Source organism: Actinomadura sp. NPDC048021 (assembly GCF_040653135.1).
GTDB lineage: Bacteria > Actinomycetota > Actinomycetes > Streptosporangiales > Streptosporangiaceae > Spirillospora > Spirillospora verrucosospora.
In genome coordinates this window covers 248,627-273,982 of sequence record NZ_JBEZJQ010000004.1, presented here as the reverse complement: position 1 = coordinate 273,982, position 25,356 = coordinate 248,627, and the positions used below count along the sequence as shown (strand labels likewise).

General features: G+C 72.9%; 23 protein-coding genes. 12 read left to right on the top strand and 11 right to left on the bottom strand.

Annotated elements, in window-relative coordinates; translation table 11 throughout:
- The first annotated feature begins 2 nt into the window (after positions 1-2).
- The 6 genes from AB0C87_RS09435 (at position 3) to AB0C87_RS09410 (ending at position 7,775) form a co-directional block, all read left to right on the top strand.
- Positions 3-1,379 (top strand): MFS transporter, encoded by a 1,377-nt coding sequence (locus AB0C87_RS09435; protein WP_360577065.1) that lies wholly within the window; start codon positions 3-5, stop codon positions 1,377-1,379.
- A 362-nt stretch (positions 1,380-1,741) separates the two neighbouring features.
- Positions 1,742-3,307 (top strand): ABC transporter substrate-binding protein, encoded by a 1,566-nt coding sequence (locus AB0C87_RS09430; protein ID WP_360577064.1) that lies wholly within the window; start codon positions 1,742-1,744, stop codon positions 3,305-3,307.
- The gene (locus AB0C87_RS09425; RefSeq protein WP_360577063.1) at positions 3,304-4,488 is read left to right on the top strand and encodes a hypothetical protein; all 1,185 of its coding nucleotides are present in this window, start codon (positions 3,304-3,306) and stop codon (positions 4,486-4,488) included. The genes AB0C87_RS09430 and AB0C87_RS09425 overlap by 4 nt, the downstream gene beginning before the upstream one ends.
- A gap of 1 nt (position 4,489) precedes the next feature.
- Positions 4,490-5,422 (top strand): ABC transporter permease, encoded by a 933-nt coding sequence (locus AB0C87_RS09420; protein ID WP_360577062.1) that lies wholly within the window; start codon positions 4,490-4,492, stop codon positions 5,420-5,422.
- On the top strand, positions 5,419-6,225 hold the full coding sequence (locus tag AB0C87_RS09415; RefSeq protein ID WP_360577061.1) for an ABC transporter permease: 807 nt from the start codon (positions 5,419-5,421) through the stop codon (positions 6,223-6,225). Before AB0C87_RS09420 ends, AB0C87_RS09415 begins: the two co-directional genes overlap by 4 nt.
- A complete protein-coding gene (locus tag AB0C87_RS09410) occupies positions 6,222-7,775 on the top strand; it encodes an ABC transporter ATP-binding protein (protein WP_360577060.1) in 1,554 nt (517 codons plus the stop codon). Before AB0C87_RS09415 ends, AB0C87_RS09410 begins: the two co-directional genes overlap by 4 nt.
- 12 nt (positions 7,776-7,787) lie before the next feature.
- Here AB0C87_RS09410 and AB0C87_RS09405 read toward each other — a convergent pair whose 3' ends face one another.
- On the bottom strand, positions 7,788-8,630 hold the full coding sequence (locus tag AB0C87_RS09405) for an alpha/beta hydrolase (RefSeq protein ID WP_360577059.1): 843 nt from the start codon (positions 8,628-8,630) through the stop codon (positions 7,788-7,790).
- Positions 8,614-9,498 (bottom strand): alpha/beta fold hydrolase, encoded by an 885-nt coding sequence (locus tag AB0C87_RS09400; protein ID WP_360577058.1) that lies wholly within the window; start codon positions 9,496-9,498, stop codon positions 8,614-8,616. The genes AB0C87_RS09405 and AB0C87_RS09400 overlap by 17 nt, the downstream gene beginning before the upstream one ends.
- A 144-nt stretch (positions 9,499-9,642) precedes the next feature.
- Here AB0C87_RS09400 and AB0C87_RS09395 point away from each other — a divergent pair, with 144 nt between their 5' ends.
- From AB0C87_RS09395 to AB0C87_RS09380, 4 genes are read left to right on the top strand one after another with little or no spacing between them, the layout of a single operon-like run.
- Positions 9,643-10,818, top strand: a complete 1,176-nt coding sequence (locus AB0C87_RS09395; protein ID WP_360577057.1) for a CoA transferase — start codon at positions 9,643-9,645, stop codon at positions 10,816-10,818.
- Entirely contained in the window at positions 10,815-11,837 is a 1,023-nt protein-coding gene (locus AB0C87_RS09390) for an NADPH:quinone oxidoreductase family protein (protein ID WP_360577056.1), read from the top strand. The genes AB0C87_RS09395 and AB0C87_RS09390 overlap by 4 nt, the downstream gene beginning before the upstream one ends.
- On the top strand, positions 11,834-13,222 hold the full coding sequence (locus AB0C87_RS09385) for an MFS transporter (RefSeq protein ID WP_360577055.1): 1,389 nt from the start codon (positions 11,834-11,836) through the stop codon (positions 13,220-13,222). Before AB0C87_RS09390 ends, AB0C87_RS09385 begins: the two co-directional genes overlap by 4 nt.
- Before the next feature lie 44 nt (positions 13,223-13,266).
- Positions 13,267-14,103, top strand: coding sequence for an IclR family transcriptional regulator C-terminal domain-containing protein (locus AB0C87_RS09380; protein WP_353832977.1), 837 nt, complete (start codon positions 13,267-13,269; stop codon positions 14,101-14,103).
- Here AB0C87_RS09380 and AB0C87_RS09375 read toward each other — a convergent pair.
- The 7 genes from AB0C87_RS09375 to AB0C87_RS09345 form a co-directional block, all read right to left on the bottom strand.
- Positions 14,075-15,094 (bottom strand): amidohydrolase family protein, encoded by a 1,020-nt coding sequence (locus AB0C87_RS09375; protein WP_360577054.1) that lies wholly within the window; start codon positions 15,092-15,094, stop codon positions 14,075-14,077. The two genes, AB0C87_RS09380 and AB0C87_RS09375, sit on opposite strands and share 29 nt — an antisense overlap.
- Positions 15,091-16,557, bottom strand: coding sequence for an AMP-binding protein (locus tag AB0C87_RS09370; RefSeq protein ID WP_360577053.1), 1,467 nt, complete (start codon positions 16,555-16,557; stop codon positions 15,091-15,093). The genes AB0C87_RS09375 and AB0C87_RS09370 overlap by 4 nt, the downstream gene beginning before the upstream one ends.
- The gene (locus AB0C87_RS09365; RefSeq protein ID WP_360577052.1) at positions 16,554-17,075 is read right to left on the bottom strand and encodes a hypothetical protein; all 522 of its coding nucleotides are present in this window, start codon (positions 17,073-17,075) and stop codon (positions 16,554-16,556) included. Before AB0C87_RS09365 ends, AB0C87_RS09370 begins: the two co-directional genes overlap by 4 nt.
- Before the next feature lie 22 nt (positions 17,076-17,097).
- Entirely contained in the window at positions 17,098-18,666 is a 1,569-nt protein-coding gene (locus AB0C87_RS09360; protein ID WP_360577051.1) for an amidohydrolase, read from the bottom strand.
- A complete protein-coding gene (locus tag AB0C87_RS09355; RefSeq protein ID WP_353832972.1) occupies positions 18,663-19,079 on the bottom strand; it encodes a Rid family hydrolase in 417 nt (138 codons plus the stop codon). The genes AB0C87_RS09360 and AB0C87_RS09355 overlap by 4 nt, the downstream gene beginning before the upstream one ends.
- A gap of 50 nt (positions 19,080-19,129) precedes the next feature.
- On the bottom strand, positions 19,130-20,560 hold the full coding sequence (locus tag AB0C87_RS09350) for an aldehyde dehydrogenase family protein (protein ID WP_353832971.1): 1,431 nt from the start codon (positions 20,558-20,560) through the stop codon (positions 19,130-19,132).
- 102 nt (positions 20,561-20,662) lie between these two features.
- Positions 20,663-21,436, bottom strand: a complete 774-nt coding sequence (locus AB0C87_RS09345) for an enoyl-CoA hydratase/isomerase family protein (RefSeq protein WP_360577050.1) — start codon at positions 21,434-21,436, stop codon at positions 20,663-20,665.
- 155 nt (positions 21,437-21,591) lie between these two features.
- Between AB0C87_RS09345 and AB0C87_RS09340 the strand changes: the two genes are divergently transcribed.
- Positions 21,592-22,356 carry an SDR family NAD(P)-dependent oxidoreductase gene (locus AB0C87_RS09340; protein WP_360577049.1) on the top strand — a complete coding sequence of 255 codons (765 nt, stop codon included), beginning with the start codon at positions 21,592-21,594 and terminating at the stop codon, positions 22,354-22,356.
- A gap of 50 nt (positions 22,357-22,406) precedes the next feature.
- On the opposite strand, the gene AB0C87_RS09335 is transcribed toward AB0C87_RS09340, so the two are convergent.
- Both AB0C87_RS09335 and AB0C87_RS09330 read right to left on the bottom strand, forming a co-directional pair.
- Positions 22,407-22,604 (bottom strand): tautomerase family protein, encoded by a 198-nt coding sequence (locus tag AB0C87_RS09335; protein ID WP_360577048.1) that lies wholly within the window; start codon positions 22,602-22,604, stop codon positions 22,407-22,409.
- A gap of 27 nt (positions 22,605-22,631) precedes the next feature.
- A complete protein-coding gene (locus AB0C87_RS09330) occupies positions 22,632-24,311 on the bottom strand; it encodes an MFS transporter (RefSeq protein ID WP_360577047.1) in 1,680 nt (559 codons plus the stop codon).
- Between the two features lie 261 nt (positions 24,312-24,572).
- Between AB0C87_RS09330 and AB0C87_RS09325 the strand changes: the two genes are divergently transcribed.
- The gene (locus AB0C87_RS09325; protein ID WP_360577046.1) at positions 24,573-25,274 is read left to right on the top strand and encodes a 4-oxalocrotonate decarboxylase; all 702 of its coding nucleotides are present in this window, start codon (positions 24,573-24,575) and stop codon (positions 25,272-25,274) included.
- Positions 25,275-25,356: the final 82 nt, after the last annotated feature.

The window sequence follows — 25,356 nt, the reverse complement described above, 5'->3', positions numbered from 1 at the left end:
CGATGCTGATCGTTTCTCTCGATCAGTACATCGTCGTCGTCGCGCTGCCGGATATCGGCCGCGAGCTCGGGTACTCGGCGCAGACACTCCAGTTGGTGGTCAGCGCTTACGCCGTCGCCTCCAGCGGATTCCTGCTGCTGGGCGGGCGCGCCGCCGACCTGCTCGGCAGACGCCGGATGCTGGCCACCGGGCTCGCGCTGTACGCGGTGGCCTCGCTGGCGGGCGGGCTCGCCACCGGTCCAGGGCCGCAGTTGGCGGCCCGAGCCGTTCAGGGGCTCGGCGGGGCACTGGTCTTCCCCAGCACGCTGGCGATCATCAACACCGCCTTCGCGGAGGGGCGCGACCGCAACCGCGCGCTGGGCGTCTGGGGCGGCTCCGGCGCAGCCGGGCTGGTAGTCGGTGTGCTGCTCGGCGGGGCGCTCACCCGCATGCTCGGGTGGGAGGCGGTGTTCTTCGTCAACGTCCCCCTGGCGGGTGGAGCGCTCATCGCGGCCTTTCGGCTTCTCGCACCGGACGGGTCGCGGACGGTGGGACGGGTGTTCGATCTGCCGGGAGCTCTGGGCTCCACCGGCGCGGTCACGCTTCTGATGTTCTCCCTGGTCCAGGGACCGGCTCTCGGCTGGGACTCGCCCTGGACCGTCGGCATGGCGGCCGCGGGGCTCCTGCTATTCGCGGTGTTCGCCGTCGTCGAGCGGCGCAGTCCCGACCCCCTTGTCCCCGTGAAGCTTCTCGCCAACCGCGTTCTGGGCGTGGCATTGGTAGTCGCTTTCATGTTCACGGCGACATTCGGAGCCCTCCTGTACTTCCTGTCCATCTACTTCCAGGACGTCCGCGGCTATGACCCTCTGCAGACCGGCGCGGCCTTTCTGCTCCCCACCGCGGTGGTGGTGGCGGGTTCGACGTTCGCCGGTCAGACGGTGACGCGCTTCGGGCTGAGGCGTACTCTCGTCGCCGCGCTCGCGATCGGTGCGGCCGGGGCGGTCGGCGTCGGCCTGGCCCTGTCGGCCGACGGCTCCTATGTCGCGCTCGTGCCGGGTCTCGTCGCGGTCAGCCTGGGGGACGGTGTCGTATTCACCCTGATGTTCATCGCCGCCGGTACGGGGGTGGCCGACCACCGGCAGGGGGTCGCCTCCGGTATGGCCTCCACCAGTTCCGGGGTCGGCGCCGTCGTCGGCCTCGCCGCACTTGTTCTCGTCGCCAACGCCGGTACCGAGGGGCTCAGCGGAGAAGAACTGCGCGTCGCCACCGCCGAAGGCATACGCACCGCCGTTCTCGTCATCGCCGGCGGGATCGTCCTCACCCTCCTCGTCGCGCTCAGCCTTCGCGACTCCTCCGACCGCCCCCACCGATCCCAGGCCGACTCCACCGCGTCGAGGTAGTCGGATGGCGAGCCGCACGTATGCGCCCCCCGTCGCACCTTGGAGGCGACCCCGGTCGGGCCGTAGGCGGCTAGGAAGCAGTGGAGGCACCTTTCGGGCGGCCCTGGATGGGGCTGAGTGCCAGCGTCCAGCACAGATTGGGGCGAGCCCATCAAGGTTGCGCTGCGGGGAGTCTGGTATTGGCCGACCCGGTGTTGTCAGGCAGCAGGGCCAGGAGTTGATGTTCGTGGCCGGGAAGCTCACCTTCGGTGAGGCCGTTGAACCTGAACGCTCGGGTTCCATTGGGCGGAAATCCCGCCCGCTTCCCGTCCAGCGGGAACGAGGATGCCGGGATCACGGCGGCGGGTTCGCAGACTGATCCCGTGCTTCGACTGACCTCTCTCCTCGCAAGCGGCACCGTCCTGCTCGCAGCCTGCGCGACGGCGGACGCCGGGCGGCCTCCGGACTCCTTCACGGCAGGGCTCGCCGCCCCGGTGAGCTGCCTCGACCCGCACCAGACCCCGCAGACGCCCAACCTGCAGGTGTCACGCCAGTTCGTGGACTCGCTCACCGACCAGGATCCGCGCACCGGAAAGATCGTGCCGTGGCTCGCGACGTCATGGAAGGTCGACAAGCGGGCCGAGCGGTTCACCTTCACTCTGCGCGACGGCGTCACGTTCAGCGACGGCGCGCCGCTGGACGCCGCCGCGGTCGTCGCCAACCTCGACGACATCTCCAGGCTCGGCGCGCGGTCCCCACTCGGTTCGGGCTACCTGGCCGGGTACGAAGGGGCCTCCGCTCTTGACGCGAAGACCGTCGAGGTCCGGTTCGGCGCCCCGAGCGCGCAGTTCCTCCAGGCCACCTCGATGGTCACGCTGGGCATCCTTTCTCCGGGCACGCTCAAGAAGACTCCCGAGCAGCGCTGCGCGGGTGCTCTCGCCGGCTCCGGGCCGTTCGTGCTCGGCCGGGTCGCGCTCAATGAGGAGGTGCGGCTCTCCGCGCGCACCGGATACGCCTGGGCGAGCCGGCTGGCCGCGCACAAGAGCGTCCCGCGCATACGCGAGCTGACCTTCGCCATCGTCACCGACCCGAGCGCCAGGCACGGCAGCCTCTTCTCCGGGCAGCTCGACGCCGACCTGCAGGTGCTCCAGCAGGACCAGCGTTCCTTCGGCAGGAAGGGACCCCAGCTGCTGTCCGCCGCCCGTCCGGGCATCGTGTTCACGCTGCTGCCGAACGAGTCGCGGCCCGCGCTGCGCGATCCCGGCGTGCGCCGGGCGATCGGCGCCGCCCTCGACCGGTCGCGGTTCGCGGCGCTGCTCGCAGCGGGTGAACGTCCGGCGACCGACGTGCTCGCCAGCACCACGCCCGGCTACGCCGATCGCTCCGCCGATCTGGCGTACGCGCCTGACGAGGCGGCCCGGCTGCTCGACGCGGCCGGTTACCGGCGCGGTCCCGGCGGCGTGCGCGCCAAGGGGTCGCAGCGGCTGTCGTTCACCCTGGTCTACTCGGCCAACGAGCCCTACGGCTCGGTGTACCAGCTCATGGCCCAGCAGCTCGCCGACGTCGGGATCGAACTGCGGCCGACACCGCTCGACGACGCCACCAACAGCGCCCGGCAGTCCTCGGGCGACTACGACTTCGTCTCCTGGGCGGTGACCAGGGGCGACCCCACGGTCCTGGCCAGCGTGTACCCGGTGGAAAGCGCGAACCCGCTCCGGCGCACCCGGCCGGACCAGGTGGACGGCAGGATCGCCCGGATCGCCACGGTGCTCGATCCCACCGAGCGCTCCCGCGCCGTGGAGGCCGCGGCCGAGGCGATCCTTTCCGGCGGGCACGGCATCCCGCTCTTCGAGCAGGCCTCGTCGGTGGGCCTGGCGGAGCAGGTGAGAGGGGTTCGTCTCGACGCGTCCGGGCGGCCGATCTTCCAGGACGCGGAGGTGCGGGCATGACCTGGAACGACTTCGCCGGGGGCCGCGCGGTGGACCCCGCGACCTTCGTCGCCGCCGCGAGCACGCTGCTGGAGTCGGCGGTCGCCGCCGCGGGCGGCGCCGAGGCCGCCAGGACCGACTTCATCGCCGGGCTCGAGGCCAGCATGAGCACCTCCGGCCCCTACGCGACGCTGCGGCTGGACGCCGGACTCGCCGACCAGGGCGTCAGGGGCGAGCTGCGGGAGAACGCCGTCGCGGTGTCCGAGATGATCCTGGACCTGGTGCGGAGTACGTCCGGAACACCCGGCGTAACGGACATCCACAGCAGCTGCGTGGGTTACGCCTGGACTCCCCCGGTGGTCGAACGCCTCATCAACGGTTCCGGCATGCACGCTGCGCGCAATCTCTACAACGAGTGGCTGTGGCAGCTCGTGCTCCTGCGGGACGCCCTCATCCCGTTCACAGATCCGTCCCAGGTGCGGGTGCTCGCCGACGCCGACGGACTGACCAGGCTCCAGGAAGCCCGCGACTGGTTCGCCGTCCAGGTGATGACCCGGCGGATCGCCCACGCGGCGATCGTGCGGTTCGCCGCCGAGGCGGTGACGGGCGGGCACGCCGAGGGGGCCTACGGGTTCCAGCACGAGGGCGCGGTGGTCCTGCCGCCGGTCGCCCTCGGCGGCGAACTGCTCGGACCGGCGTATCTGCTGAGCCGGCACGAGGGGACCCTGGTCGCCGAGGACACGGTGTACTTCGTTCAAGGACAGGAGGACGGGGAGCCGACGAACACGCTGTCCGTCCCGGCGCGAGCGATCGGCGACGTCGAGGTGGTCGGCCTCACCGACCGGCTGGTGCCCGGACCCCCCGGACCATCCGGTCCGCGCACGCTCAGCCTGGTGGTGGGCTTCGACGGCCACGAGTGGACGGCCGACCTCGGACGTGCGCTGCGCGGCCACCGCTACGCCGCCCGGCCCGCCGATCCGGGAGGCTCGCGCCCCGCAGCCGCCACGGCCGACGCCTGGTCGGGATGCGCGGTGCTCCGGCAGGACGGCGAGGTGGCGGTGCCCGAAGGCGGCGTCATCCCGACCGGCGGGCAGCGCGCGCTGACCCTCGCGCTGCTCGGCAGGCTCCGGCCGGGCAACGTGGTGCTCTACACCGGCCAGGAGGTCGGCGGGCACCGCATCCTCCTGGACATCCGGGGCTGAGATGACCCGGTTCGTGGCGCGGCGCCTCATGCAGGCGGCGGCGGTGGTGCTGGCGGCCTACACCTTCACCTTCGCGGCCTTCAACGTCCTCCCCGCCGATCCCGTGCAGATCATGATCGGCCCGGAGAACGGCGTGGACGAGGCGCGGGTGGCCGGGCTGCGCGCCGAGTACGGTCTGGACCGCCCGGCGGCGGAGCGCTATGCCGACGGGCTGCTCGGCGCCCTGCACGGCGACTTCGGCACGTCCTTCCAGACGGGGCGGGGCGTCGGCGCGATGATCGCCGAGGCCGCTCCGCGCACGCTCGTGCTCGCGGGCGGCGCGCTGCTGGTGGCGCTCCCGCTCGGCTTCCTGATCGCCTGGTCGGCCGCGCACACCCGGCACGTGTGGCTGCGCCGCCTGCTCGGCGCGCTGCCCGGCCTGTCGCTGTCCGTCCCGACGTTCTGGCTCGGGCTGGTGCTGCTGCAGGCGTTCTCCTTCGGCCTGCCGCTGTTCCCCGCCAGGGGCGCGGACGGGCTCGCCGGCCTGGTACTGCCCGCCGCGACGCTGGCGGTGCCGTCATCGGCCTTCGTGGCGCAGGTGCTCACCGAACGGCTGGCGGTGGAGATGCGGCAGCCGTACATCGACACCGCACGGGCCAAAGGCGCGTCGCGGGCGCGGGCGGTGACGGCGCACGCGCTGCGCAACGCCGCCATGCCCGCCCTGACGATGACCGCGCTGCTGGCGGGCTGGCTGTTGTCCGGGTCGGTCGTGGTGGAGACGGTCTTCGCACGCAACGGTCTCGGCCGGTTGATCGAGTCGGCCGTCACGACCCGGGATCTGCCCATGCTGCAGGGCCTGGTCGTGGTGGCCACCGCGGCCGTCACGGTGCTCACGCTCGCGGTGGACGTGGCACACCCGCTGGTGGACCCCCGGCTGCGGGAGCGTGCCGGATGAGGTTCGTGCGGCGGCTCGGGATCGTGCCGTCGGCTCTCGTGCTGCTGGCTGCCACGGCCGCGGCGTTCGCTCCCGGCCTGTTCCTCTCCGCCGACCCGCTGCGCGGCGACGTCACGGAGCGGCTGCTGCCTCCGGGGGCCGGTCATCCCTTCGGCACGGACGAACTGGGCAGGGACGTGTTCGCCAGAGTCGTGCACGGCTCGGCCCCCTCGATTCAGGCGGCCGTCATCGCGGTGGGCGTCGCCGTCCTCGCCGGTTCGGCGATCGGGCTGGTGGCGGGAACCGCGCGGGGACGGCTGGACGGTCTGATCATGCGCGCGGTGGAGGTCCTGCTCGCCGTGCCGTCGTTCCTGCTCGTCCTCATGGTCCTGGCGATGCTCGGCCCCGGGACGCGCCAGGTGGCCGTCGCCGTCGGCGTGTCAGCGGCGGCGGTGTTCTCCCGGATCATGCGGACCGAGGTCATCCGGGTCCGCGGATCCGGGTACGTCGAGGCCGCCGCGGTGTGCGGGGCCGGGCGCCCGACCGTGCTGATGGTCCACGTGCTGCCCAACGCCGCGGGGCCGCTCGCCGCGCTGGCGACGCTCGAGATCGGCAACGCCGTCCTCACCGTCGCCGCTGTGAGCTTCCTCGGCTTCGGGGCTCCGCCGCCGGCGCCCGAGTGGGGCTCGCTGATCGCCGCGGGGCGCCCGTTCCTCGCCTCGGCGTGGTGGCTGACGACCATGCCCGGTCTCGTCATCGTCGCCGTGGTGCTGGCGGTCAACCACCTCGGGCATGTCCTGCGCACGCGATCGGAGACACGATGACGCCTCTGCTGGCCGTACGCGGCCTGACCGTGCGGTACGGGCCGTCCGGGCGGGGCCGCCCGGCGGTGGACCGCGCCGACCTGACGGTGGAGCCCGGGCAGGTCGTGGCCGTGGTCGGCGAGTCCGGGTCGGGCAAGTCCACGCTCGCCCACGCGCTGGCCGGGCTGCTACCGGACGCGGCCCGGGTGACCGGTGGCGAGGTCGCCTTCGGCGGCGAACGGGTGGACGGCATGCGGGATCGGGCATGGCGGCGACTGCGCGGACGGCGGATCGCGCTCGTGCCCCAGGATCCGGGGACCGCCCTCAACCCGCTGATGACCGTGCGCGCCCAGCTCGCCGAAGCCCTGCGCCTGACCGGAACCGCCCGGCCCGGCGCGGCTGCCCTCGAGGACGCGCTCGGACGGGTGGGGATCCCCGACCCGGCGGCCGTGCTCGACCGCCATCCGCACCAGCTCTCCGGCGGTTTCCGGCAGCGGGTGCTACTCGGCATGGCGCTGGCCGGACGGCCCGCGCTACTGATCGCCGACGAGCCGACCTCCGCGCTCGACACCACCGTGCAGAAGACCGTGCTCGACCTCATTCAGGAGGTCGCGGCCAGGGACGGCACGAGCGTTCTCCTGATCACCCATGACCTCGGCGTCGCCGCGGACCGCGCGGACCGCGTGGCCGTCATGACCGAGGGCCGCGTCGTGGAGGAAGGCCCGGCGGACCGGGTGCTCGGCAGTCCGGAGGCCGCCTACACCCGGCTGCTGCTCGACTCGGTCTCGCGGCCGCTGACCGGGCCCGCGCCGTCCACGCGGGTCCCGCGCGGCGGAGAAGCGCTGCTCGCGGTCCGCGATCTGCGCAAGGTGTACCCGGGTGGCACGGTCGCGGTCGAGGGCGCCTCGTTCACGCTGGAACGGGCGGACACCCTCGGGCTGGTCGGCGCGTCGGGGTCGGGCAAGTCGACCCTCGCCCGCATGATCACCGGCCTCGTCCGGCCGACGGGCGGAAGCGTGCTCCTGGCCGGCGCGCCCGTCAGGACCGGCCGGGTGCAGTTCGTCGCGCAGAACCCGTACACGTCGCTCGACCCGCTCATGAGCGTGGGCCGGATCATCGCCGAACCGCTGCGGGCACTGCGCACGGGCACCCGGGCAGAACGCGGGGAACGAGTGCGGCACCTGCTGGAGGACGTCGGCCTGCCGACCGAGGTCGTCCGGCGGCGGCCCTCGGCGCTGTCCGGCGGGCAGCGCCAGCGCGTCGCCATCGCCCGCGCGCTGGCGTCCTCGCCCGATCTGATCGTGCTCGACGAGCCGGTGTCCGCCCTCGACGCGGTGACGCGGGCCCAGATCCTCGCGCTGCTGCGCCGCCTTCAGGACAAGCACGCGATGGCCTATCTGCTCATCTCGCACGACCTCGCCGTGGTGGCCGCCGCTGCGGGAAGGCTCGCGGTGATGCGGGACGGCAGGATCATCGAGTCCGGCCCGACCGCCGAGGTGCTCACCGCCCCGGAGGCGCCGTTCACCCGCGAGTTGCTCGCCGCCGTCCCGGGCGGCCGCCCTCCGGCGTGACCGGCTCAGTCGTCACCCCCGTGCGGGGGCACGGTGGATGATCTCGGCCACCTCGTCGGGGGCACCGGCGAAGACGGCGTGCCCCGCGTCGAGGGTCGTCCGGGCGAACGCGGTCGCGGGAGCCAGCTCGTCGGCATGCCGGATCATCACGTCCTGGAGCGCGATGGGCAACGCGCGGTCGCGGGTGGTACGGACGTAAGTCCTCGGCACGCTCCCCCAGCGCTCGGGCGTGGCCCCCGTCGGGGTGGTGAGGAACGACAACGGCTGGTCGGGGGTGAGGGAAGCGGCCATGGCCAGGAAGCCAGAGCGGTCGAGGTCGGAGAAGTAGGCCGCGTGCAGCTCGTCCTGGTAGGCGGCATCGGTGCTGCGCGGGTCGATCCGCACCGCGCCGAGCGCGGCGGGGTCCCCCAGGTAGAGCCCGGCGCCGAGCGCGGTCTTCGCCTCCGGCAGAGCCAGGTAGGCGCCCGCGGCCCCCAGCGAGGTGGGGACGAACGCGGTCATGTACACCAGCCCTGCCACCAGCTCGGGGGCCAGTTCCGCGACCCGGGTGGCCACCGCCCCGCCCATGCTGTGCGCGGCCAGGACCGGCGGCGCGGTGAACCGGCGCAGCGTGGCCACCACGTCCGCCGCCACGTCGTCCAGACCCAGTTCCGCCAGTGGCGACACCTCCGTGCGCAGTGCGGCGACGTCCCTGGCGAGGTAGCTCGCCGGGAAGCGGGCCCGGGTGCCGTGGCCCGCCAGGTCGAGCGCCAGGACGCGGTGGCCCCTGGCGGTCAGCGCCGCGGCGAGGGCCGCGAAGTGCCCGGCCCCGTGCCACGCCCCGTGGACCAGTACCACGTCACTCGTGTCCATCATGTGCCTCGACTTCCTGCCACGTCTCCGTCAGCAGCCGAGCCAGCTCGGCGGGGCGCTCTTCGGGCACGTAGTGCCCGCAGTCTTCCACCCAGCGCGCCGACACGTCCGTGACGGCCTCCTGGACGGTGTCCAGCCAGCCGAGTCCGACGCCGTGGCGCGCGCCCACGACCAGCGCGGGAACCCGTAGCCGCCCGGCGGCGCACAGCTCCCGGTTGTCGGCGATGTCGACCGGCAGCGCCCGGTAGTAGCCCATGGTGGCCCGCACCGCTCCGGGTGCGGCCAGGGCGCGCGTGTAGACGTCCATGGCCGCGTCGTCGATGGCCTCGGTGACGTACAGGCCGACCGTGTCGCGGCGGAACATGAACTCCAGATAGCCGCGCTCGCGGCCGGCCAGCAGGAACTCCGGGAGATCGGGCACCATGTTGAAGCCGAAGTGCCAGGACCCGCCGGTCAGGGGGTTCGCCGCCGCGAGGCTCTCGCCGAGCCCCGGGATGCCCGCCTCGACGAACGTCAGGCTGCGCACCGACTCCGGGCGCAGCGCTGCGAGCGGGTAGGCGACTTGGCCGCCGACGTCGTGACCGACGAGGTGGTAGCGGGTCAGCTCGAGGGCGGCCATGAGCTCGGCGAGGACACCCGCCACCGTGCGTTTGTCGTAGCCGCGGTCCGGCCGCGAACTGGCCCCGAACCCTGGCAGGTCGGGGACCACGACGGTGTACCGGTCGGCGAGCAGCGGCACCACCTCGCGCCAGGCGTGGGCGGTCTGCGGCCACCCGTGCAGAAGCAGCACCGCGGGGCCCTGGCCCACGACGACGCAGTTGATCGCGTGCCCCGGAAGCCGGACGCGGATCGGAGAGAACCCTCGTGCCATGGTGACCATCGTGTCGGGCCGGCGGCCCGCGCGGGCATGCGCGCTTTCCATCCAGCGGGAACGCGCCGTTGGGGGCCGGAACCGTTCGTTCCTACGGTCGCACTGCCGGAGTCGCCGCTGCTGGGAGGTCACATGATCGGCTCGATGAGGGTGCTGAGTTTCTCGCACTTCGTGCAGGGGCCCGCGGCCTCGCAGTACCTGGCCGACCTCGGCGCCGACGTCGTCAAGGTCGAGCCGCCCGCCGGGTCGTGGGAGCGCAGGATCGGCAGCGCGGGAATCCGGGTCGCCGGGCAGAGCGTGACGTTCCTCGCGGTCAACCGGAACAAGCGGTCGATCGCCATCGACCTCAAGCACCCGGACGCCCGCACCGTGCTGCGGCCGCTCATCGAGCGGGCCGATGTGCTGCTGGAGAACTACCGGGGCGGCGCCCTGGAGCGGCTCGGCCTCGGGTACGAGGCGGTGCGCGCGATCAAGCCGGACATCATCTACGCCTCGGCCAGCGGCTGGGGCTCCCGCGGCCCGATGGCCGGGCGGCCGGGGGTGGACCTGCTCGTGCAGGCGCGTACCGGGCTGGTGGACGTCACCGGCGACCGGCCCACCGCGGCCGGCGCGCCCGTCGTGGACCAGCACGGCGCGGCGCTGCTCGCGATGGGCGTGCTGGCCGCCTACGCGCGCAGGCTCACCACCGGTGAGGGCACGCGGGTCGAGTCCAGCCTGCTCGGCGCGGGGCTCGACCTGCAGGCGGAGGCGCTCGCGCTGTACCGCTCCGGACGCAGAACGCGGGCGGACGTCCGCCGCCCCGCCGAACTGGCCTGCTGGTCGATCGACGCCCCCTACGGGGTGTACCGGCTCCTGGACGCGTCGATGGTGATCGCGCTGAGCGGGTCGGAGGACGACCTCGGCGACGCGCTCGGCTCCCCCGCGCTGACCGGCTACGACCAGGATGCCAGGCGTTCGCGGCGGGAGGAGTACACGGCGGCGGTGGCAGAGGTGCTCGCCGGGATGACCTACGCGGAGGCGGCCTCCCGACTGGAGCCGCGCGGGTTCTGGTTCGAGCGGGTGGCCGGTTACGACGACGTGCTCGCCGACCCCCAGGTGGCCGCCGAAGGGCTGCTCGCCGAGTTCCCGGTGGGCGAGGAGCGGGCGACCGTACTGCGGCACCCGGTCCGCTACGACGGCGAGTTGCCCGGCCTGCGCACGGCGCCTCCCGAACTCGGCGCGGACACCGGGGACGTGCTGCGCGCGGCCGGCTTCTCCGCGGACGAGGTGGACGCCTTCCTGGCGGCGGGCGTCGTGTTCGCCCCCGGAGGCGGGAAGTGAGCGGGCGCGCCCTGATCTGCACCCGTCTCGGCGGCCCGGAGGAGCTCGAGGTGGCCGACGTGCCGGAGCCCGCCCCCGGGCCGGGCGAGGTCGTGGTCGCGGTCAGCCACGTCGGGCTGAACTTCCATGACACGCTGATCATCGCGGGCACGCACGTGGTGAGGCCGGAGCCGCCGTTCTCCCCCGGCAGCGAGTACGCGGGGACGGTGGTGGCCGTCGGCGACGGAGTCACGTCCGTGGGGGCCGGCGACCGCGTGGCGGGCAACGAGGAGTACGGATGCGCCCGCGACACAGTACTGGTCCGGGCGGACCGCGTCACCGTGCTGCCCGAGCACGTCACCGACCGGCAGGCGGCGGCGATCCTGGTGGCCTACTCGACCGCCTACCACGCACTCGTCCAGCGGGCGGGGCTGCGCGCGGGCGAGACGCTCGCCGTGCTCGGCGCCGCGGGCGGGGTCGGCTCGGCCGCCGTGGACGTGGGGAACCTGCTCGGTGCCCGGGTGATCGCGGGCGCTTCCACGCCGGAGCGGGCGGAGTCAGCCCGCCGGTACGGCGCGCACGAGGTCTTCTCCTACGGGGGCACCGGCGAGGCCGGCGCAGCCGGGACCGGTGACGCCAAGGCCGCGATCAAGGAGCTGACCGGCGGTGCGGGAGCGGACGTGGTGTTCGATCCGGTGGGCGGCGCGGTCGCGGAGTCGGCGGTGCGCGCCGTCGCCTGGGGCGGCCGGTACCTCGTGGTCGGGTTCGCCTCTGGCGGCATCCCGCGAGTCGGGCTGAACATCCCGCTGGTCAAGGGCTCCTCGGTGGTCGGGGTGTTCTGGGGCGAGTTCGTGCGGCGGGAACGCGAGGCCCACGAGCGGAACCTGCGCCAGATCTTCGACTGGGCCGCGGCCGGACGGTTGCGCCACCACGTTCACGACGTGCTCCCGCTCGACCAGGGGCCGCGTGCCCTGCGTGAGTTGGCCAACGGCCGCGTCCGGGGCAAGCTGCTGCTGCGGGCCGGCGGTCCAGGGGGATGACGACCGCCGTCCGGCCGGCGCGCGGGACGAGGACGGCGCTGGCGGCGCTGCTCTGCGGCACCATGCTCGCCCCCCTCAACTCCTCGATGGTCGCGGTGGCGCTCGCACCCATCCAGCGCGACCTGGGCCGGCCGCTGGCCACGACGACGTGGGTCGTCACCGTCTTCTACCTGACCGCGTGCGTGTGCCAGCCGGTGCTCGGCCGGGTGGCGGACCGCGTCGGCCCGCGCAGGCTGTTCTCGGCCGGGCTGCTGGTGGCGGCGCTCGCCTCCGCGGGGGCGGCCATGGCCGCGTCGCTGCCGCTGCTCGTGCTGTGCCGGTCTCTGCAGGCCGCCGGCGTGTCGGCCGCGTTCCCGTGCGCGATGGTCGTCATCCGCCGGCATGGCGGCGCGGCGCGGCTGTCCGCCGTCGCGACGGTCAACACGACCGCGGGGGCCGTCGGCCCGGTGCTCGGCGGGCTTCTGGTCTCGTGGGCCGGATGGCGGGCCGTCTTCTGGGTCAACCTGCCGATCATGCTGGGGGCGCTGGCCCTGGCGTGGCGCGCGATCGGCCCCGACGAGCACCTGATCGGCTCCGGTGAGCGGCGGGCCGCGCCGGGGGTCCTGGTCCGCGCGCTCGATCCGGTGGGGATCGCCCTCTTCGCGGCGGCGGTGGTCGGGCTGCTGCATCTGATGCTCACCGTCCCGGGGGTCTCGGTTCCGGGCGCGGTCGCGGTGGTCGTCGCCGGGACCGGGTTCCTGTGGTGGGAACGACGCGCCGCCGCACCGTTCGTGGACGTCCGCGCGCTCGGCGCGGCACGCGGGCTGGTGCCGGTGCTCGGCACGTTCGTGCTGTTCAACCTGGCCTACTACGGCGCGTTCTACGGGCTGCCGCCGTGGTTGCAGACCGCGCTCGGGTTCGACGCGGCGCGGGCCGGGCTGCTGATCATGCCGATCGCGGCCACGAGCGTCCTGGCGACCGTTCTGGGCGGGCCCGTCATGCGGCGGCTCGGCGTCGGGCGGCCCCTGCTGGCAGGGGGCGGGCTCCTGCTCGCCGGCGTCGCCGCGATCACCACGTTCGGTACGTCGACGCCCGTGTGGGCCATCGTCCTCGACGGTGTGGTGCTCGGGGTGCCGTACGGACTGTGCAACCTCGGCCTGCAGAGGCTGATGTTCGAGCGCGCACCCGCCGGAATGGCCGGGGTCGTCGGCGGCGTGTTCCAGTCCGCCCGCTATGTCGGCGCGATCCTCGCGGTCGGACTGGTCGGCGCGTTCGCCCCCGGCGACCCCGGCGCGCCCACCGACCCGCGGGCGCTCGCGGTGGCCATGACCGCCGTCGCGGCGGTCGTGATCGCCGTACTCGTTCGTGACCTGCGGAGATACCGAAACGATGAGGTACCATCATGAACCGGACGGCCGATTCCACGATGACCGGGTCCGTGATTCTCGCCATGACCGCGCCTCGAGATGCCCGCAAACCCGGCCGCACAGTGTCCAGCCGGGTCTTCGCTCTGCTCGACGCGTTCTCACCGGAACGGCCGGCGCTCCGCCTCATCGAGCTGACCGCCATCACCGGGCTGCCGGTCTCGACGGTGCACCGCATCGCGGCCGAGCTGGTCGAGCTGGGGGCGCTGAAGAAGGACCGCGACGGGGTCTACCGGATCGGGCTGCGCATGTGGGAGCTGGGCTCCCTGTGCCCGCAGCCGCGCACGCTGCGCGACGTGTCGCTGCCGTTCATGCACGACCTCAACGAGACCACGGCGGAGAACGTCCACCTCGCCGTACTGGACGGCGACGAGGTCCTCTACGTCGAGCGCGTGTGGGGACGACGCTCGGTCGGCGTGGTCAGCCGCGTCGGCGGGCGCTCACCGCTGCACGCCACGGGGGTAGGCAAGATCCTTCTGGCCCACGCGCCGCGTGAGCTCCAGCAGGCCGTGCTCGCGGCCGGGCTGAGGAGGTACACGCCCCACACGATCGTCATGCCCGGCCTGCTGATGCGGTCGCTCCAGGAGGTCCGTGCGACCGGCATCGCCCGGTGCGCGGAGGAGCTGTCGCCGGGCACCGTGTCCGTCGCGGTCCCCATCCACGGGCCTGACCGCCGTGTCGTGGCCGCGCTCTCCGTCGTCTCCCACACCGTCGTCCATTCCCGGTCCCTGGCGGCGGTGGAGCCCGCGTTGCGGCTGGCGGCGAGGTCGATCTCCCGCGAGCTGGCCAACGGCTACGCGGGCGGGCCGGAGTCCGGCGACCCGCCCGGCACCGTCACTCCGTTCCGGTCAGCAGCCGAGTAGCCGTCCCCGCCCGGACGTTCACGGCGTCCCCGGGCGCGAGCCCGAGCGCCGCGACCGTGCCGAGCGGGTCGGTGTCGGCGAGTTCGAACGGGTAGTCCGTGCCGACGAGTACATGGTCCGCACCGAAGTCCTCGACGAGCCGCAGCAGCAGCGGGGTGGAGAAGGTCGCGGTGTCGTAGTAGAGGCGGCGCAGGTAGTCGCTCGGCGGGCGGGGCGTGGTGCGGGCGACCGGCTTGCGCGACCAGCCGAGGTCCAGCCTGCCGAGCAGGGACGGCAGGCATCCGCCGCCGTGCGCCAGGCACAACTTCAGGTCGTGCCGTTCCAGGACGCCGCCGAGAACGAGCCGCGAGACGGCGAGCGCGGTCTCCATCGGGAATCCCGCGAGCTGGGGCAGCCAGTAGTCGGCGAGCCGTGAGCCGCCAGGGACGCTGTTGGGGTGCAGGAAGACGAATGCCCGGCGGTCCGCGAGGAGCTCCCACAGCGGCTCGTGCACGGGATCGTCCAGCTCCGCGCCGAGGCCACGGGTGCCGATGGCGATGCCCGCGCACCCCAGCTCGTCCAGGCAGCGGCGGGCCTCGTCCGGCGCGGCCGGCGTGCCGAGCGGCACGTATCCGAGCGGGTCGAGCACCCCGCGGTGCCCGGCGAGGAGGTCGGCGAGCGCGTCGTTGCCGTGGCGGACCACGGCGAGAACGTCCTTCTCGTCGGTGGCGTCGGCGCACGTCACGAACGGGGGTATCGACACGAGCTGGCGGGTGACGCCCGTACGGCGCATGTCCTCCAACCGCCTGGCGACCTCGTACTGGGCGGGGGGCAGCGGAATCGGCGCGCCCGCCGGTATCCCGGACACCAGAGGCTCGATCCTGACCACGCCGTCGGCGAGGCCGGACAGGTCGGCGAGGCCGCGGCCGGAAAGCCAGGTCAGCAACGGCAGCGGCAGGGCATGGGCGTGCACGTCGATCACCGGCCCCGCCGGCGGCGGAGTGTCGCTCATCCGGCCACCCCGGCGAGCCGGGCCCGGTCGAGCCGCCCCATGACGTCGCGGAGCAACCGCTCCACGGGGACGACCTCGTCGACCGTGACGGGCGCGTCGCGGAGCACGTCGCGCACGGCTTCCTCCACCGTGCCCCCCGGCGTGACACCCTCGACGAGAACGGCGACGCTCGCCGGGCCGGTCGGGGCGACCGCCACCGGATGCCCAATGCGCTGCGACACGACGGCCTCCAGATCGCTCGGGCATAGGTAGGCGTCCGCGATCCGCAGCGCGTGATGGACGCGGTTGACGTAGTGAAGGCGGCCGTCGGCGTCGCGCCGGCAGACATCGCCGGTGCGCAGCCACCCGTTCTCGACCGGTGTGCCCGAGGGGAAGGCGTAGGCGTGCGCGGTGGTCGCGCCCCGCACCCACAACTCCCCCGCCTGCCCCGCAGGGAGGTCACGGCCGCCGGGACCGCAGACGCGGACCTCGGTCCCGGGGAACGGCATGCCGAGTGAGGAGCGCGAGCGCGGGTCCAGGTGGTCGGCGGGGCGGGTCCACGCGATCGTCTTGGGCACCTCGACCTGGCCGAAGACCCCGCACAGCACCTCGCCGAACAGCGCGTGCGCGCGGCCGATCTCCTCGTCGGTAAGCGAAGCCCCGCTGTAGACCACCAGCGCCATGGACGACCAGTCCTGCCCGGCAGCGTCCGGATGGGCCAGGAGAGCGCGCAACGCGGGCGGCATGGCCATCAGCACGGTCGGATCGTGCGCCGCCGCTGCGTCCAGAAGCGCGTCAGGGCCGGAACGCTCCGGGATGATGAACGTTCCGCCCAGCATCAGCGTCGGCAGCACCATGTTGCCGAAGCCGCCGGACACCGACTCCGCGCACAGCACGCGCGGCCGTGCCGGCCACGGCAGGGTGTCGCGCAGCGCGGTCGCCACCGCGCCGAGAGCGCCGCCGGAAAGCTCGACGCCCTTGACCGGCCCGGTGGTGCCGGAGGTGAACGCCAGCCGCACCACCGCACTCGCGGGCGCTTCCGCGATGTTTCCGGTCTCCCGTGCAACGGCCCCGGACTCCCGCAGGACCGCCAGGTCGCGATCGGTCAGCGCGCGCACCTCCGGACGGGCTCGTAGCCACGCGTCCAGATCCGGATCGCCCGGCTCGGCGAGCACGGCATCCGGGGCGACCAGGCGCAGCCTTTCAGCCAGCGCGGGGCCGCGCAGGCCACCCGGCGGCAGCGCGGCCGAGCAGTGTCCCGCCACGTAGCAGGCGGCGTTGACCAGCCACTGCAGCGGATCGTTCGGCCGGATCTGCAGCACCGTGTCTCCCGGCCGCAGGCCGGCCTCGGCCAGCGTTTCCACCACGCCCAGTACCAGTCGCTCAGCCTCGCGATAGGTCAGCTCGGCGCTCCCCTGCCGGAACGCGACGCGGTCGGGCCACGCGCGCAGCGCGTCGAGCACCAGCCAGCCGATCGCCGTCACAGCCGCTCGTCCGGCATGACCGTGCCGCAGGACTTGCAGGTCCGCGCGGCGACGTCGCCATAGAACCGCTGGTAGGCGCCCGCCACCGGATCGGTGCGGTAGTCGCTCACGTGCACGGCCTCCTCATGCAGGAACTCATCGCAGTTCGGACAGAACCAGTGGAAGCGGTCCAGCTCGCCCGGCCGCCGCAGCCGTTCGATGACCAGCACGAAAGCGTCCGGGGCGAACCGGGGCGAATGGGCGATGCCGGTGGGCGTGAAAATGGTCCCGCCCTCGGGGATCACCGCGATGTCCGAGCCGCCCTCCGGCTTGCGGTAGTGCAGGTCTATGGAGCCCCGCACCATGAACATCACCTCGTCGCTCGGGTTGAGGTGGAACTCGCTGCGGTATTCGCGACCACGGGCGATGAAGGCGAGGGACTCGCTCTCCTGCCACAGCACCTTGACCCGCTTGCCGCTCTCCCGCAGCTCGTCCGCCGCCTTCCGCAGTTCGACGATGGGCATCTGGCTGGGGTGCATGGTTGCCTCCTGGGTGTGCTGCTCAGTCGAGCAGACCGGTGTCGTGCACGATCTGGCCGTCGACGACGGTCATCAGGACCTCGGTGGCGCGGAGCCGGTCGTCGGGCGCGGTGAGCGGGTCGGCATCGAGCACGGCCAGGTCGGCGAACGCGCCCGCGTCGAGCCGGCCCTTCACCTCCTGCTCGCCGGTGTGCGCGGCGCCGGACGTGGTGTAGAGGCGCAGAGCCTCCGACCGTGTGACCCCCTGCGCGCCGCCCACGACGTCACCGGCCGCGTCGCGCCTGGTCGTCATGGCGTAGATGTTCTGGAACGGGTCGAGGGCGTTGATCGGATAGTCGGTGCCGGCCGAGACGCCGTCGAGTCCGAGGCCGTCCACGAGGTCGCGCAGCGGGACGGCGGCCTCGGTGCGGGCGCCACCGAGGTGGCCGGCGATGGCCGCCCGGTTCCGCCACAGGAACGGCATCTGGGCGGCCACCTGGACACCCAGCGTGCGGGCGCGGGCAATCTGGTCGGGCCGGATCAGACTCGCGTGAATGAGCACATCCGGAGGAAGGCGCCGGTTCCGGGTCGCGGCATAGACATCGAGGGCGACATCGATCGCGGCATCGCCCACCACGTGCGTTCCGACCGGCCAGCCCGCACGGTGCGCCGCGCCGACCAGCCCGGCCAATCGGTCCCGGTCGGTGACCATCTCCCCGTGGTAACCGGGACGGGTGAGGTACGGCTCGCGCATGGCCGCCGTGCCGAGCGTCATACCACCGTCCACCTGCAGCTTTATACCGCGTGTGACATAGTGCCCGCCGATGGGCGCGGGCGGGCCGCAGGCCAGGAGCGCCTCCCAGTCCGCGAGCGGCACCGACGGGTTGAGCTCGCCGGTCGGCGTGACCATCGCGGCCACGCGGATGGTGGAGCGTCCGTCCTTGATCAGCCCGCGCACCGCCTCGACGTCCCCCGGCGGCAGCGCGCCCGCCACCACCGATGTGATGCCGCTCCGGTTGAGCACCCTCATGGCCGTGGTGAGCTGGGCGGCGCGCTCCTCCCGGGTCCATTCGGGGATCACCCGCGCGACGGCGTGCATGGCGCCCTCGACCAGCCTGCCGTCATGCCCGTCCGGGCGGATGCCGGCCCTTTCCAGCGCGGCGGTGCTGGCCGTCGCGGCGTGGCCCTCCGGCAGGTACACCGGCCGTCCGCCCGCCGCGCGGTCCAGCTCGCGCCGGTCGGGACCCCGGCCTTCGGCGAGCTGGAGCGCCGGGTTCCACGGCTGCCCCTGCACCCATGCGCCGGGCTCGCGGGTGGCGGCCAGCGCGGCGAGCCGGTCCAGTGCCGCGTCGAGCGTGCGGACGCCCGCGAACGACACGGTGTGCCCGTCCATACCCGCGTTCTCGAAGTGGCAGTGCGAGTCGTTCAGCCCGGGGACGACGGCGCGGCCCGCGAGCCGCACCACCCTGGTGGACGGGCCGGCCAGGCGTGCGACGTCGGCGTCCGAACCGACCGCGGACACCCGGCCACCGGTCACCGCCACCGCCTCGGCGACCGTGCCGCGCGCGTCCAGCGTGTGCACCCGACCGCCCAGGAGGACCAGGTCGGTCATGACCCGCTCACGGCGGCGACGCATTCGACCTCGACCTGCACGCCGGTGCGGTGCGGGGTCGCGATGACCGTCGTCCGCGCGGGAAAGTGCGGGTTGCCCTCGAAGAATTCGCGGTAGACGGCGTTGAACACCGGGAAGTTCTCCACATCGCGCACGAAGCAGGTGCACTTGAGGATGGTCTCCCGGCTGCCGCCCGCCGCCTCGACGACCGCGAGCAGGTTGGCGAGCGTCTGCCTGGCCTGCTCGGCGAAGTCGTCGGAGACGATGGTGCGGGTCTCCGGGTCCAGCGGCCCGGTGCCCGAACAGTAGATGGTGCCGCCGTGCACGATCGCCTGGGAAAGCGGCGCGGCCGTCCCCGTGGAGAAGCCCACGGTGGGCGCGTTCCGGGTGCTGACGGCCTGGATGTCGGTCATTGTCTGCTCCTTGCGGGTCGGACGTGCCGGCGCGATGCGACTACGTTCCGTCACGAGATCTCCATGATGACGGCCTTGGGCTCGGTGAAGAACTCCCGGCTGTACGTTCCGCCCTCTCGGCCGACGCCGGAGTCCTTGGCGCCGCCGAAGGGGGCACGGAGGTCCCGGACGAAGAAGCAGTTCGCCCAGACGGTGCCGACCCGCAGCGCGCGTGCGACGCGGTGTGCGCGGGACAGGTCCTGGGTGAAGAGCATGGCGTTCAGGCCGTACGGCGTGTCGTTGGCCGCAGCCACCGCCTCCGCCTCGTCGTCGAACGGGAGCACGACCGCGACCGGTCCGAAGATCTCCTCCTGGGTGACCCGGTCGCGCTGCCCGGCACCGACCACCACCGTCGGCCGCACGGCCCATCCCTCCCCGACACCGCCGGTGTGCAGCCGCGCGCCGGCCGCGGTCGCGATGTCGAGGTAACCCGCCACCTTCGTGAAGTGTTCCCGCGAGGACAGCGGGCCGATCTGCGTCGCCGGGTCCTTGGGGTCGCCGAGCACGAGCTCGTCGGCCGCGGCGGTGAACCTGGCCAGGAACTCGTCGTAGACCTCGCGCTGCACGTACAGCCGGCTGCCCGCCAGGCAGACTTGCCCGCTGTTGCGGAACACCGCCTGGATGGACCAGCGGACCGCCTGCTCAATGTCCGCGTCGGCGAAGACGATGTTCGCGCCCTTGCCGCCCAGTTCCAGGCTCACCGGCGTCAGGTTGGCCGCAGCGGCCTTGGAGATCAGCCGGCCGGTGGCCGACTCCCCGGTGAAGGTGATCCGGTCGACCAGCGGCGACTCGGTCAGCGCCTGGCCCACCGAGTCCGGCCCGAACCCGTGGACGACGTTGAGCACGCCGGGCGGCAGTCCCGCCTCGATCGCCAGCCGGGCCAGGATGGTGGCCGAGGCGGGCGACTGCTCGGCGGGCTTGAGCACGACCGTGTTGCCCCACGCCAGCGCGGGTGCCACCTTCCAGCTCGCCATCATCAGCGGGAAGTTCCACGGCGCGATGGCCGCCACGACGCCCGCGGGGTCGTACTGGGTGTAGGCGTGGTGCCCGGCCGGCATGGGGAACGTCTCAGCAGGGGTGATCTGGGCGTGGTCGGCGAAGAACCGGAAGTTCTGTGCGGCTCGGGGGACGTCGTGGCCCGCGGTCTGGGTGATCGGTTTGCCCATGTCCGCGGTGTCGGCGGCCGCCAACTCGTCGGCGTGCTTCTCCAGCAGGTCGGCGAGGCGGCGCAGGGTCGCGCCGCGCTCGGCGAAGCTCATCCGCGGCCACGGGCCCTCGTCGAAGGCCGACCGCGCGGACCGCACGGCGCGCCCCGCCTCGTCGGCCGAGCCGAGCGCCACCGTGGCCCATGGCCTCCGCGTCCACGGGTCCACGGACTCGAACGCCGTCCCGTCGGCCGAGGCGACCTCTTCGCCCCCGATGACGTGCCCGAACGATTCCACCGCTGGTCCTCCTCTTCCTCGCTGTGCGTAAAATCTCGGCGTGCGACCAGCGCACGATCAACGGGCGGTTTCCACTCGGCGGGAAACACGGCGGAAACGCCGTCAGCGCCCGCGCACCGCGCGCGACCACTCGGCCCACCGCCGCCGGAACTCCGGCGAGCGCACCGCCCGGATCTGCTCGGCGATCTCCCGTTCGACCGACTCCGCGAACCCGCCGGCGGCCGCCGCCGCGATCAGGTGCTTGGTGGCCCGCGCCGCCTCGGGCGGCGCCGCGGCGAGCTGCTCGGCGCGGCCGAGTGCCTGCGCGAGGGGATCGGCCACGACCACGTCGAGCAGGCCGATCCGGACGGCCTCCTCCGCCGCGACCTTGCGTCCCGACACCGCCAGCTCCGTGGCCCGCGCCGCACCGACGGCCCGCGCCAGCAGCCACGAGACGCCGAAGTCGGGCACCAGCGCCATCTTGATGAAGGTGCTGGCGAACACCGCGCCGGGCGAGCCGATCCGCAGATCGCAGGCGAGGGCGAGGGCCATTCCGGCGCCGACGGCCGGACCGTCCACCACGGCGACGGTCGGCGCACGGAAGTCCAGCAGCAGTTCGGCGATGGAGAACTCGCGGGTCATGCGCTCCCGCGCCTCCTGCGGCGTCTCGTTCCCCAGATCGCCGATCGCGTCCAGGTCGCCGCCCGCGCAGAACGCACCGCCGCGCCCGGTCACCACCAGAGCCCGTACGGCGGCGTCGCCGTCCAACCCGGTCAGCACTCCGGGCAGCCCGTCGAGCAGCGCACGGTCCAGTGCGTTGCGGCGGTGCGGCCGGTCCAGTTCCAGCAGCGCGATCCCCTCGGCGGGGAAGGTGACCCGTAGTCCACGTACGTCCATGGCCCAAAGCCGACCGGAGGCGGGCCTCGGCCACCAGCAACGGTTCTCATTGAGCGGAAGCCCGCAGGTGGCCGGGCACCGTGCCACCACGCATGATCGGAGCTCATGACGTCGCGTGCACACCGGGTGCACATCGAGGTTCGGGAGGAAGACTGGTGAACGGGCAGCTGCGCGGCAAGACGGCGATCGTCACAGGGGCGGCGTCGGGCATCGGACGCGCGACCGCCGCGCTGTTCGCCGCCCGCGGTGCGGCGGTGCTAGCCGTGGACCGCGACGAGGAGGGTCTGCTGGAGCTGCGGGACGAGGTGGCGGCGGCGGGTGACGAGGTGGCCGTGCTGGCCGTCGACCTCACCGCCGCGGGCGCGGCGGAACGGGTCTTCGACGAGTGCGCCCAGGCCGTCGGCGCGCCCGACGTGCTGGCCAACATCGCCGGCAAGGCCGGGGACCGGCCGGTGGCCGACACCACGGACGAGGACTTCGAGTTCTTCCTGCGCACCAACCTCGGCACGACGTTCGCGCTCAGCCGCCGCGCGGTGATCGCGTTCGGCGACGCGGGCGGGACGATCGTCAACACGTCGTCGACGTTCGCGCTGACCGGGGTCGCCGGGTCCGCGCCGTACTCGGCGGCCAAGGGCGCGGTCTCCAGCCTCACCCGCCAGATGGCGGCCGAGTACGGCCGGCGCGGCATCCGGGTCAACGCGGTGGCGCCGGGCCTGATCGAGACCCCGGCGACCCGCGCGAAGGTGGCCGCGGGCGTCTTCGACGACCTGGTCACCCGGTCGCGCCCCCTGGCGAGGGTCGGGCAGCCGATCGACGTCGCGCGGGTCATCGCGTTCCTGGCATCCGACGAGGCGGCGTTCGTCACCGGCCTCACCATCCCGGTGGACGGGGGTTGGAGCAGCACGCACTTCCGGGGCTGACCGAGACGTGGAAAGGCCGGGGCCGACATCGGCCCCGGCCTTCCGTGTTCCTACGAGCGCGCCCTGCGCTCCGCGATCGTCTCGCCGGCCGCGGCCCAGTGAGTGGGCGGCAGCTCGCGTACCAGGATCCGCACCGACTCGGCCGGCACCCCGAGGCTGCCCACGACCGCGTCGTGGACGGCCGAGATCATCTCGCGCACCTCGGACTCGGTGCGGCCCGTCAGCAGCGAGACATCGATGATCGGCATGAGAACTCCCTTCCGGAGGGCCGGCGGTCAGCTGCCCTGGCTTACGACGGGCTCCTCAGGGGCGGCCTCGTCGTCGGGGGCCGTGTCACCGTCCAGGCGGACCTCGGCGAGGTCCACGCCCTTGGTCTCCGGCAGGGCGAACACCAAGATCAGCAACCCCAGCGCGATGGCGCCCACCGGATACCACAGGGCGGTGGTGGTGCTGCCCAGCTCGGCCCCGATCGCGACCATCGTCGCCGGCAGGAGCCCGCCGAACACGCCGACGCCGAGCTGGTAGGGGATCGAGAGCGCGGTGGCCCGGATACGGGTCGGGAAGACCTCGGCCATGGCCGTCGCGGCCGGTCCTTGTGCCATCTGCGCGAACGCGACCAGCGCCAGCAGGAGCAGCCCGACGCCGATGACGCGCCCGCCGAAGACGTCGCCGATGCCGCTGATCTTGATCGTGTCGCTCGATCCCCCGACCGGGTACCCGGCCGTCTTGAGCGCCGCCAGCAGGTCCTCGCTCATCCGAGGACCGCCGGACACTTCTGTGCCGTTCACCAGGACCTTGGTGGGGCCGGCGGTGTCCTGCCGGTCGAAGGTGACCGAGTTGGTCTGGAGCGTGTTCCGCGCCCGGTCGCAGTCGGAGGTGAAGGTGGCGGTGCCCGCGGGGTTGAACTGGAAGGAGCACTCGGCCGGGTCGGCCTGGATGGTGACCGACACGTTCTTCTGCGCGCGGGCCAGATCCGGATTCGTGGTCGAGACGATGGCGCCGGTCACCGGGAACGCGAGCAGCGCGGCCAGCCCGAGCCCGATGAACAGCACCGGCCGCCGTCCGATCCGGTCGGCCACCCAGCAGGCGAGCACGCACAGGAAGAACCCGATCAGCATGACCACCATGAAGATCGCGTTGACCGTGAACGAGTCGGCCTTGAGGTAGGTCTTCATCGTGGTCACCATGTACACGGTGGACAGGTAGCCGATGAACGACTGCGTCGCGGCCATCACGAACACGATCGCCATCATGCGCACCCGCGCCCGCGAGCCGAACGCCTCACGCAGCGGCGCCTTGCTCAGGGCGCCGCCTTCCTTCATCCGCAGGAACAGCGGGCTCTCGTTCAGCTTGGTGCGGATCCACACCGAGAGCGCGAGCGGGAAGACGGAGATGAGGAACGGCACCCGCCAGCCCCACTCCTCGAAGGCGGCCGCGCCCACGATGGCCTGCACCAGCAGCTGCACGCCCAGCGAGAGGCTGAAGGCGAGCGCCGTGGTGCCGGTCAGCCAGCCGAGGAAGAACCCGCGCTGCCGCGGCGGGGCGTACTCCGACACGTAGGTGACCGCGGCGCCGAACTCACCGCTGACCGCCATTCCCTGCAGGATGCGGCAGGTCACCAGAAGGATCGGTGCCAGGATGCCGATCTCGTCCGCGGTGGGCAGCAGACCGACGGCGACCGTCGAGACGCCCATCAGCACGAGCGTGATCAGGAACACGATCTTGCGGCCGACCCGGTCGGTGATCCGCGCGAACACCAGCGCGCCGATCGGCCGGACGACGAACCCGGCGGCGAAGGTCAGCAGCGCGAACACGGTCTGCGCCGCCGAGCCGTAGTCGCTGAAGAACTTGCTGCCGATCACGGGTACGAGCGCGCCGTACAGAAAGAAGTCGTACCACTCGAACGCCGTGCCGACGGCCGACGCGCCGACGACCTTGAGTTCCTGTCTGTTCATCGACGGTTTCCTCCAGCCTGGAAGGGTTTCCCCACCTCGGAGCCCTGCGGCGGGTTGGAGAGAACGTAGGACCGGCAGTGACGGAAGCCACCACCCGGTTTCCGGTATGCGGGAATGCCGAATGGAAGTCGTGCTCGCCTCGGTCCACGGTTGGCCACCATGACGGCGAACACATGGACGGTCGATCGGGCCGTAGAAGCGCTGCGCGCGGCGGAGTCGGACCGTACCGCGCGCCATCCCCTCACTGAAGACTGGCCGGGCTTGGACCTCGAGACCGCCTACCAGGTGCAGTCGGGACTGGTGGCGGCCAGGGTCGCCGCGGGCGAGAGGATCGTCGGTGTCAAGCTCGGCCTCACCTCGCGGGCCAAGCAGCAGCGGATGGGCGTGTCCGCGCCGCTGACCGGCTGGCTCACCGACGGCATGCTGCTCGAACCCGCCGCACCCGTGCCGGTCGAACAGCTCATACACCCGCGGGTGGAGCCCGAGATCGTCTTCACCCTGGGGCGCAGACTGGAGGGCCCCGGGGTCACACCGGCCTCGGCGATGGCGGCGGTGCGGAGCGTGTCCGCGGGCCTGGAAGTGATCGACAGCCGTTACCGCGACTTCCGGTTCACCCTCCCCGACGTGGTCGCCGACAACGCTTCGTCCGCCCTCTTCGTCCTGGGAGACAAGGAAGTGGAGCCCACCGACCTGGACCTCGCCGTCGAAACCTGCGTGCTCAGCGTGGGGAGCACAGTGGTCGACACCGCGACAGGCGCGGCCGTCCAGGGCCACCCGGCACGGGCACTCGCGCTCGCCGCCAACTCCCTCGCCGAGCGAGGACTGGCCCTGGAAGAGGGCTGGATCGTCCTCACCGGCGGGATGACCGACGCCGTCCCCCTGGAACCGGATCGCCCGGTCACCGCCGAGTTCACCCACCTCGGCGGGGTAACCGTGTCCTGCGGCGAAGCTCGCCCCATGTGATCGCCTACGGGCCTGGTCAACGCCGACTGCTGCCATTCATGCACGACCCCGACTCCTGGACGACCCGCCTCCGGCCGGGTCG

Excerpts from the sequence above, each read along its gene's own strand:
- AB0C87_RS09435 (WP_360577065.1), top strand. The coding sequence starts at position 3 with ATGCTGATCGTTTCTCTCGATCAGTACATCGTCGTCGTCGCGCTGCCG.
- AB0C87_RS09425 (WP_360577063.1), top strand. The coding sequence starts at position 3,304 with ATGACCTGGAACGACTTCGCCGGGGGCCGCGCGGTGGACCCCGCGACC.
- AB0C87_RS09420 (WP_360577062.1), top strand. The coding sequence starts at position 4,490 with ATGACCCGGTTCGTGGCGCGGCGCCTCATGCAGGCGGCGGCGGTGGTG.
- AB0C87_RS09415 (WP_360577061.1), top strand. The coding sequence starts at position 5,419 with ATGAGGTTCGTGCGGCGGCTCGGGATCGTGCCGTCGGCTCTCGTGCTG.
- AB0C87_RS09410 (WP_360577060.1), top strand. The coding sequence starts at position 6,222 with ATGACGCCTCTGCTGGCCGTACGCGGCCTGACCGTGCGGTACGGGCCG.
- AB0C87_RS09405 (WP_360577059.1), bottom strand. The coding sequence starts at position 8,630 with ATGATGGACACGAGTGACGTGGTACTGGTCCACGGGGCGTGGCACGGG.
- AB0C87_RS09400 (WP_360577058.1), bottom strand. The coding sequence starts at position 9,498 with ATGGCACGAGGGTTCTCTCCGATCCGCGTCCGGCTTCCGGGGCACGCG.
- AB0C87_RS09395 (WP_360577057.1), top strand. The coding sequence starts at position 9,643 with ATGAGGGTGCTGAGTTTCTCGCACTTCGTGCAGGGGCCCGCGGCCTCG.
- AB0C87_RS09385 (WP_360577055.1), top strand. The coding sequence starts at position 11,834 with ATGACGACCGCCGTCCGGCCGGCGCGCGGGACGAGGACGGCGCTGGCG.
- AB0C87_RS09380 (WP_353832977.1), top strand. The coding sequence starts at position 13,267 with ATGACCGCGCCTCGAGATGCCCGCAAACCCGGCCGCACAGTGTCCAGC.
- AB0C87_RS09375 (WP_360577054.1), bottom strand. The coding sequence starts at position 15,094 with ATGAGCGACACTCCGCCGCCGGCGGGGCCGGTGATCGACGTGCACGCC.
- AB0C87_RS09365 (WP_360577052.1), bottom strand. The coding sequence starts at position 17,075 with ATGCACCCCAGCCAGATGCCCATCGTCGAACTGCGGAAGGCGGCGGAC.
- AB0C87_RS09360 (WP_360577051.1), bottom strand. The coding sequence starts at position 18,666 with ATGACCGACCTGGTCCTCCTGGGCGGTCGGGTGCACACGCTGGACGCG.
- AB0C87_RS09355 (WP_353832972.1), bottom strand. The coding sequence starts at position 19,079 with ATGACCGACATCCAGGCCGTCAGCACCCGGAACGCGCCCACCGTGGGC.
- AB0C87_RS09345 (WP_360577050.1), bottom strand. The coding sequence starts at position 21,436 with ATGGACGTACGTGGACTACGGGTCACCTTCCCCGCCGAGGGGATCGCG.
- AB0C87_RS09335 (WP_360577048.1), bottom strand. The coding sequence starts at position 22,604 with ATGCCGATCATCGATGTCTCGCTGCTGACGGGCCGCACCGAGTCCGAG.
- AB0C87_RS09330 (WP_360577047.1), bottom strand. The coding sequence starts at position 24,311 with ATGAACAGACAGGAACTCAAGGTCGTCGGCGCGTCGGCCGTCGGCACG.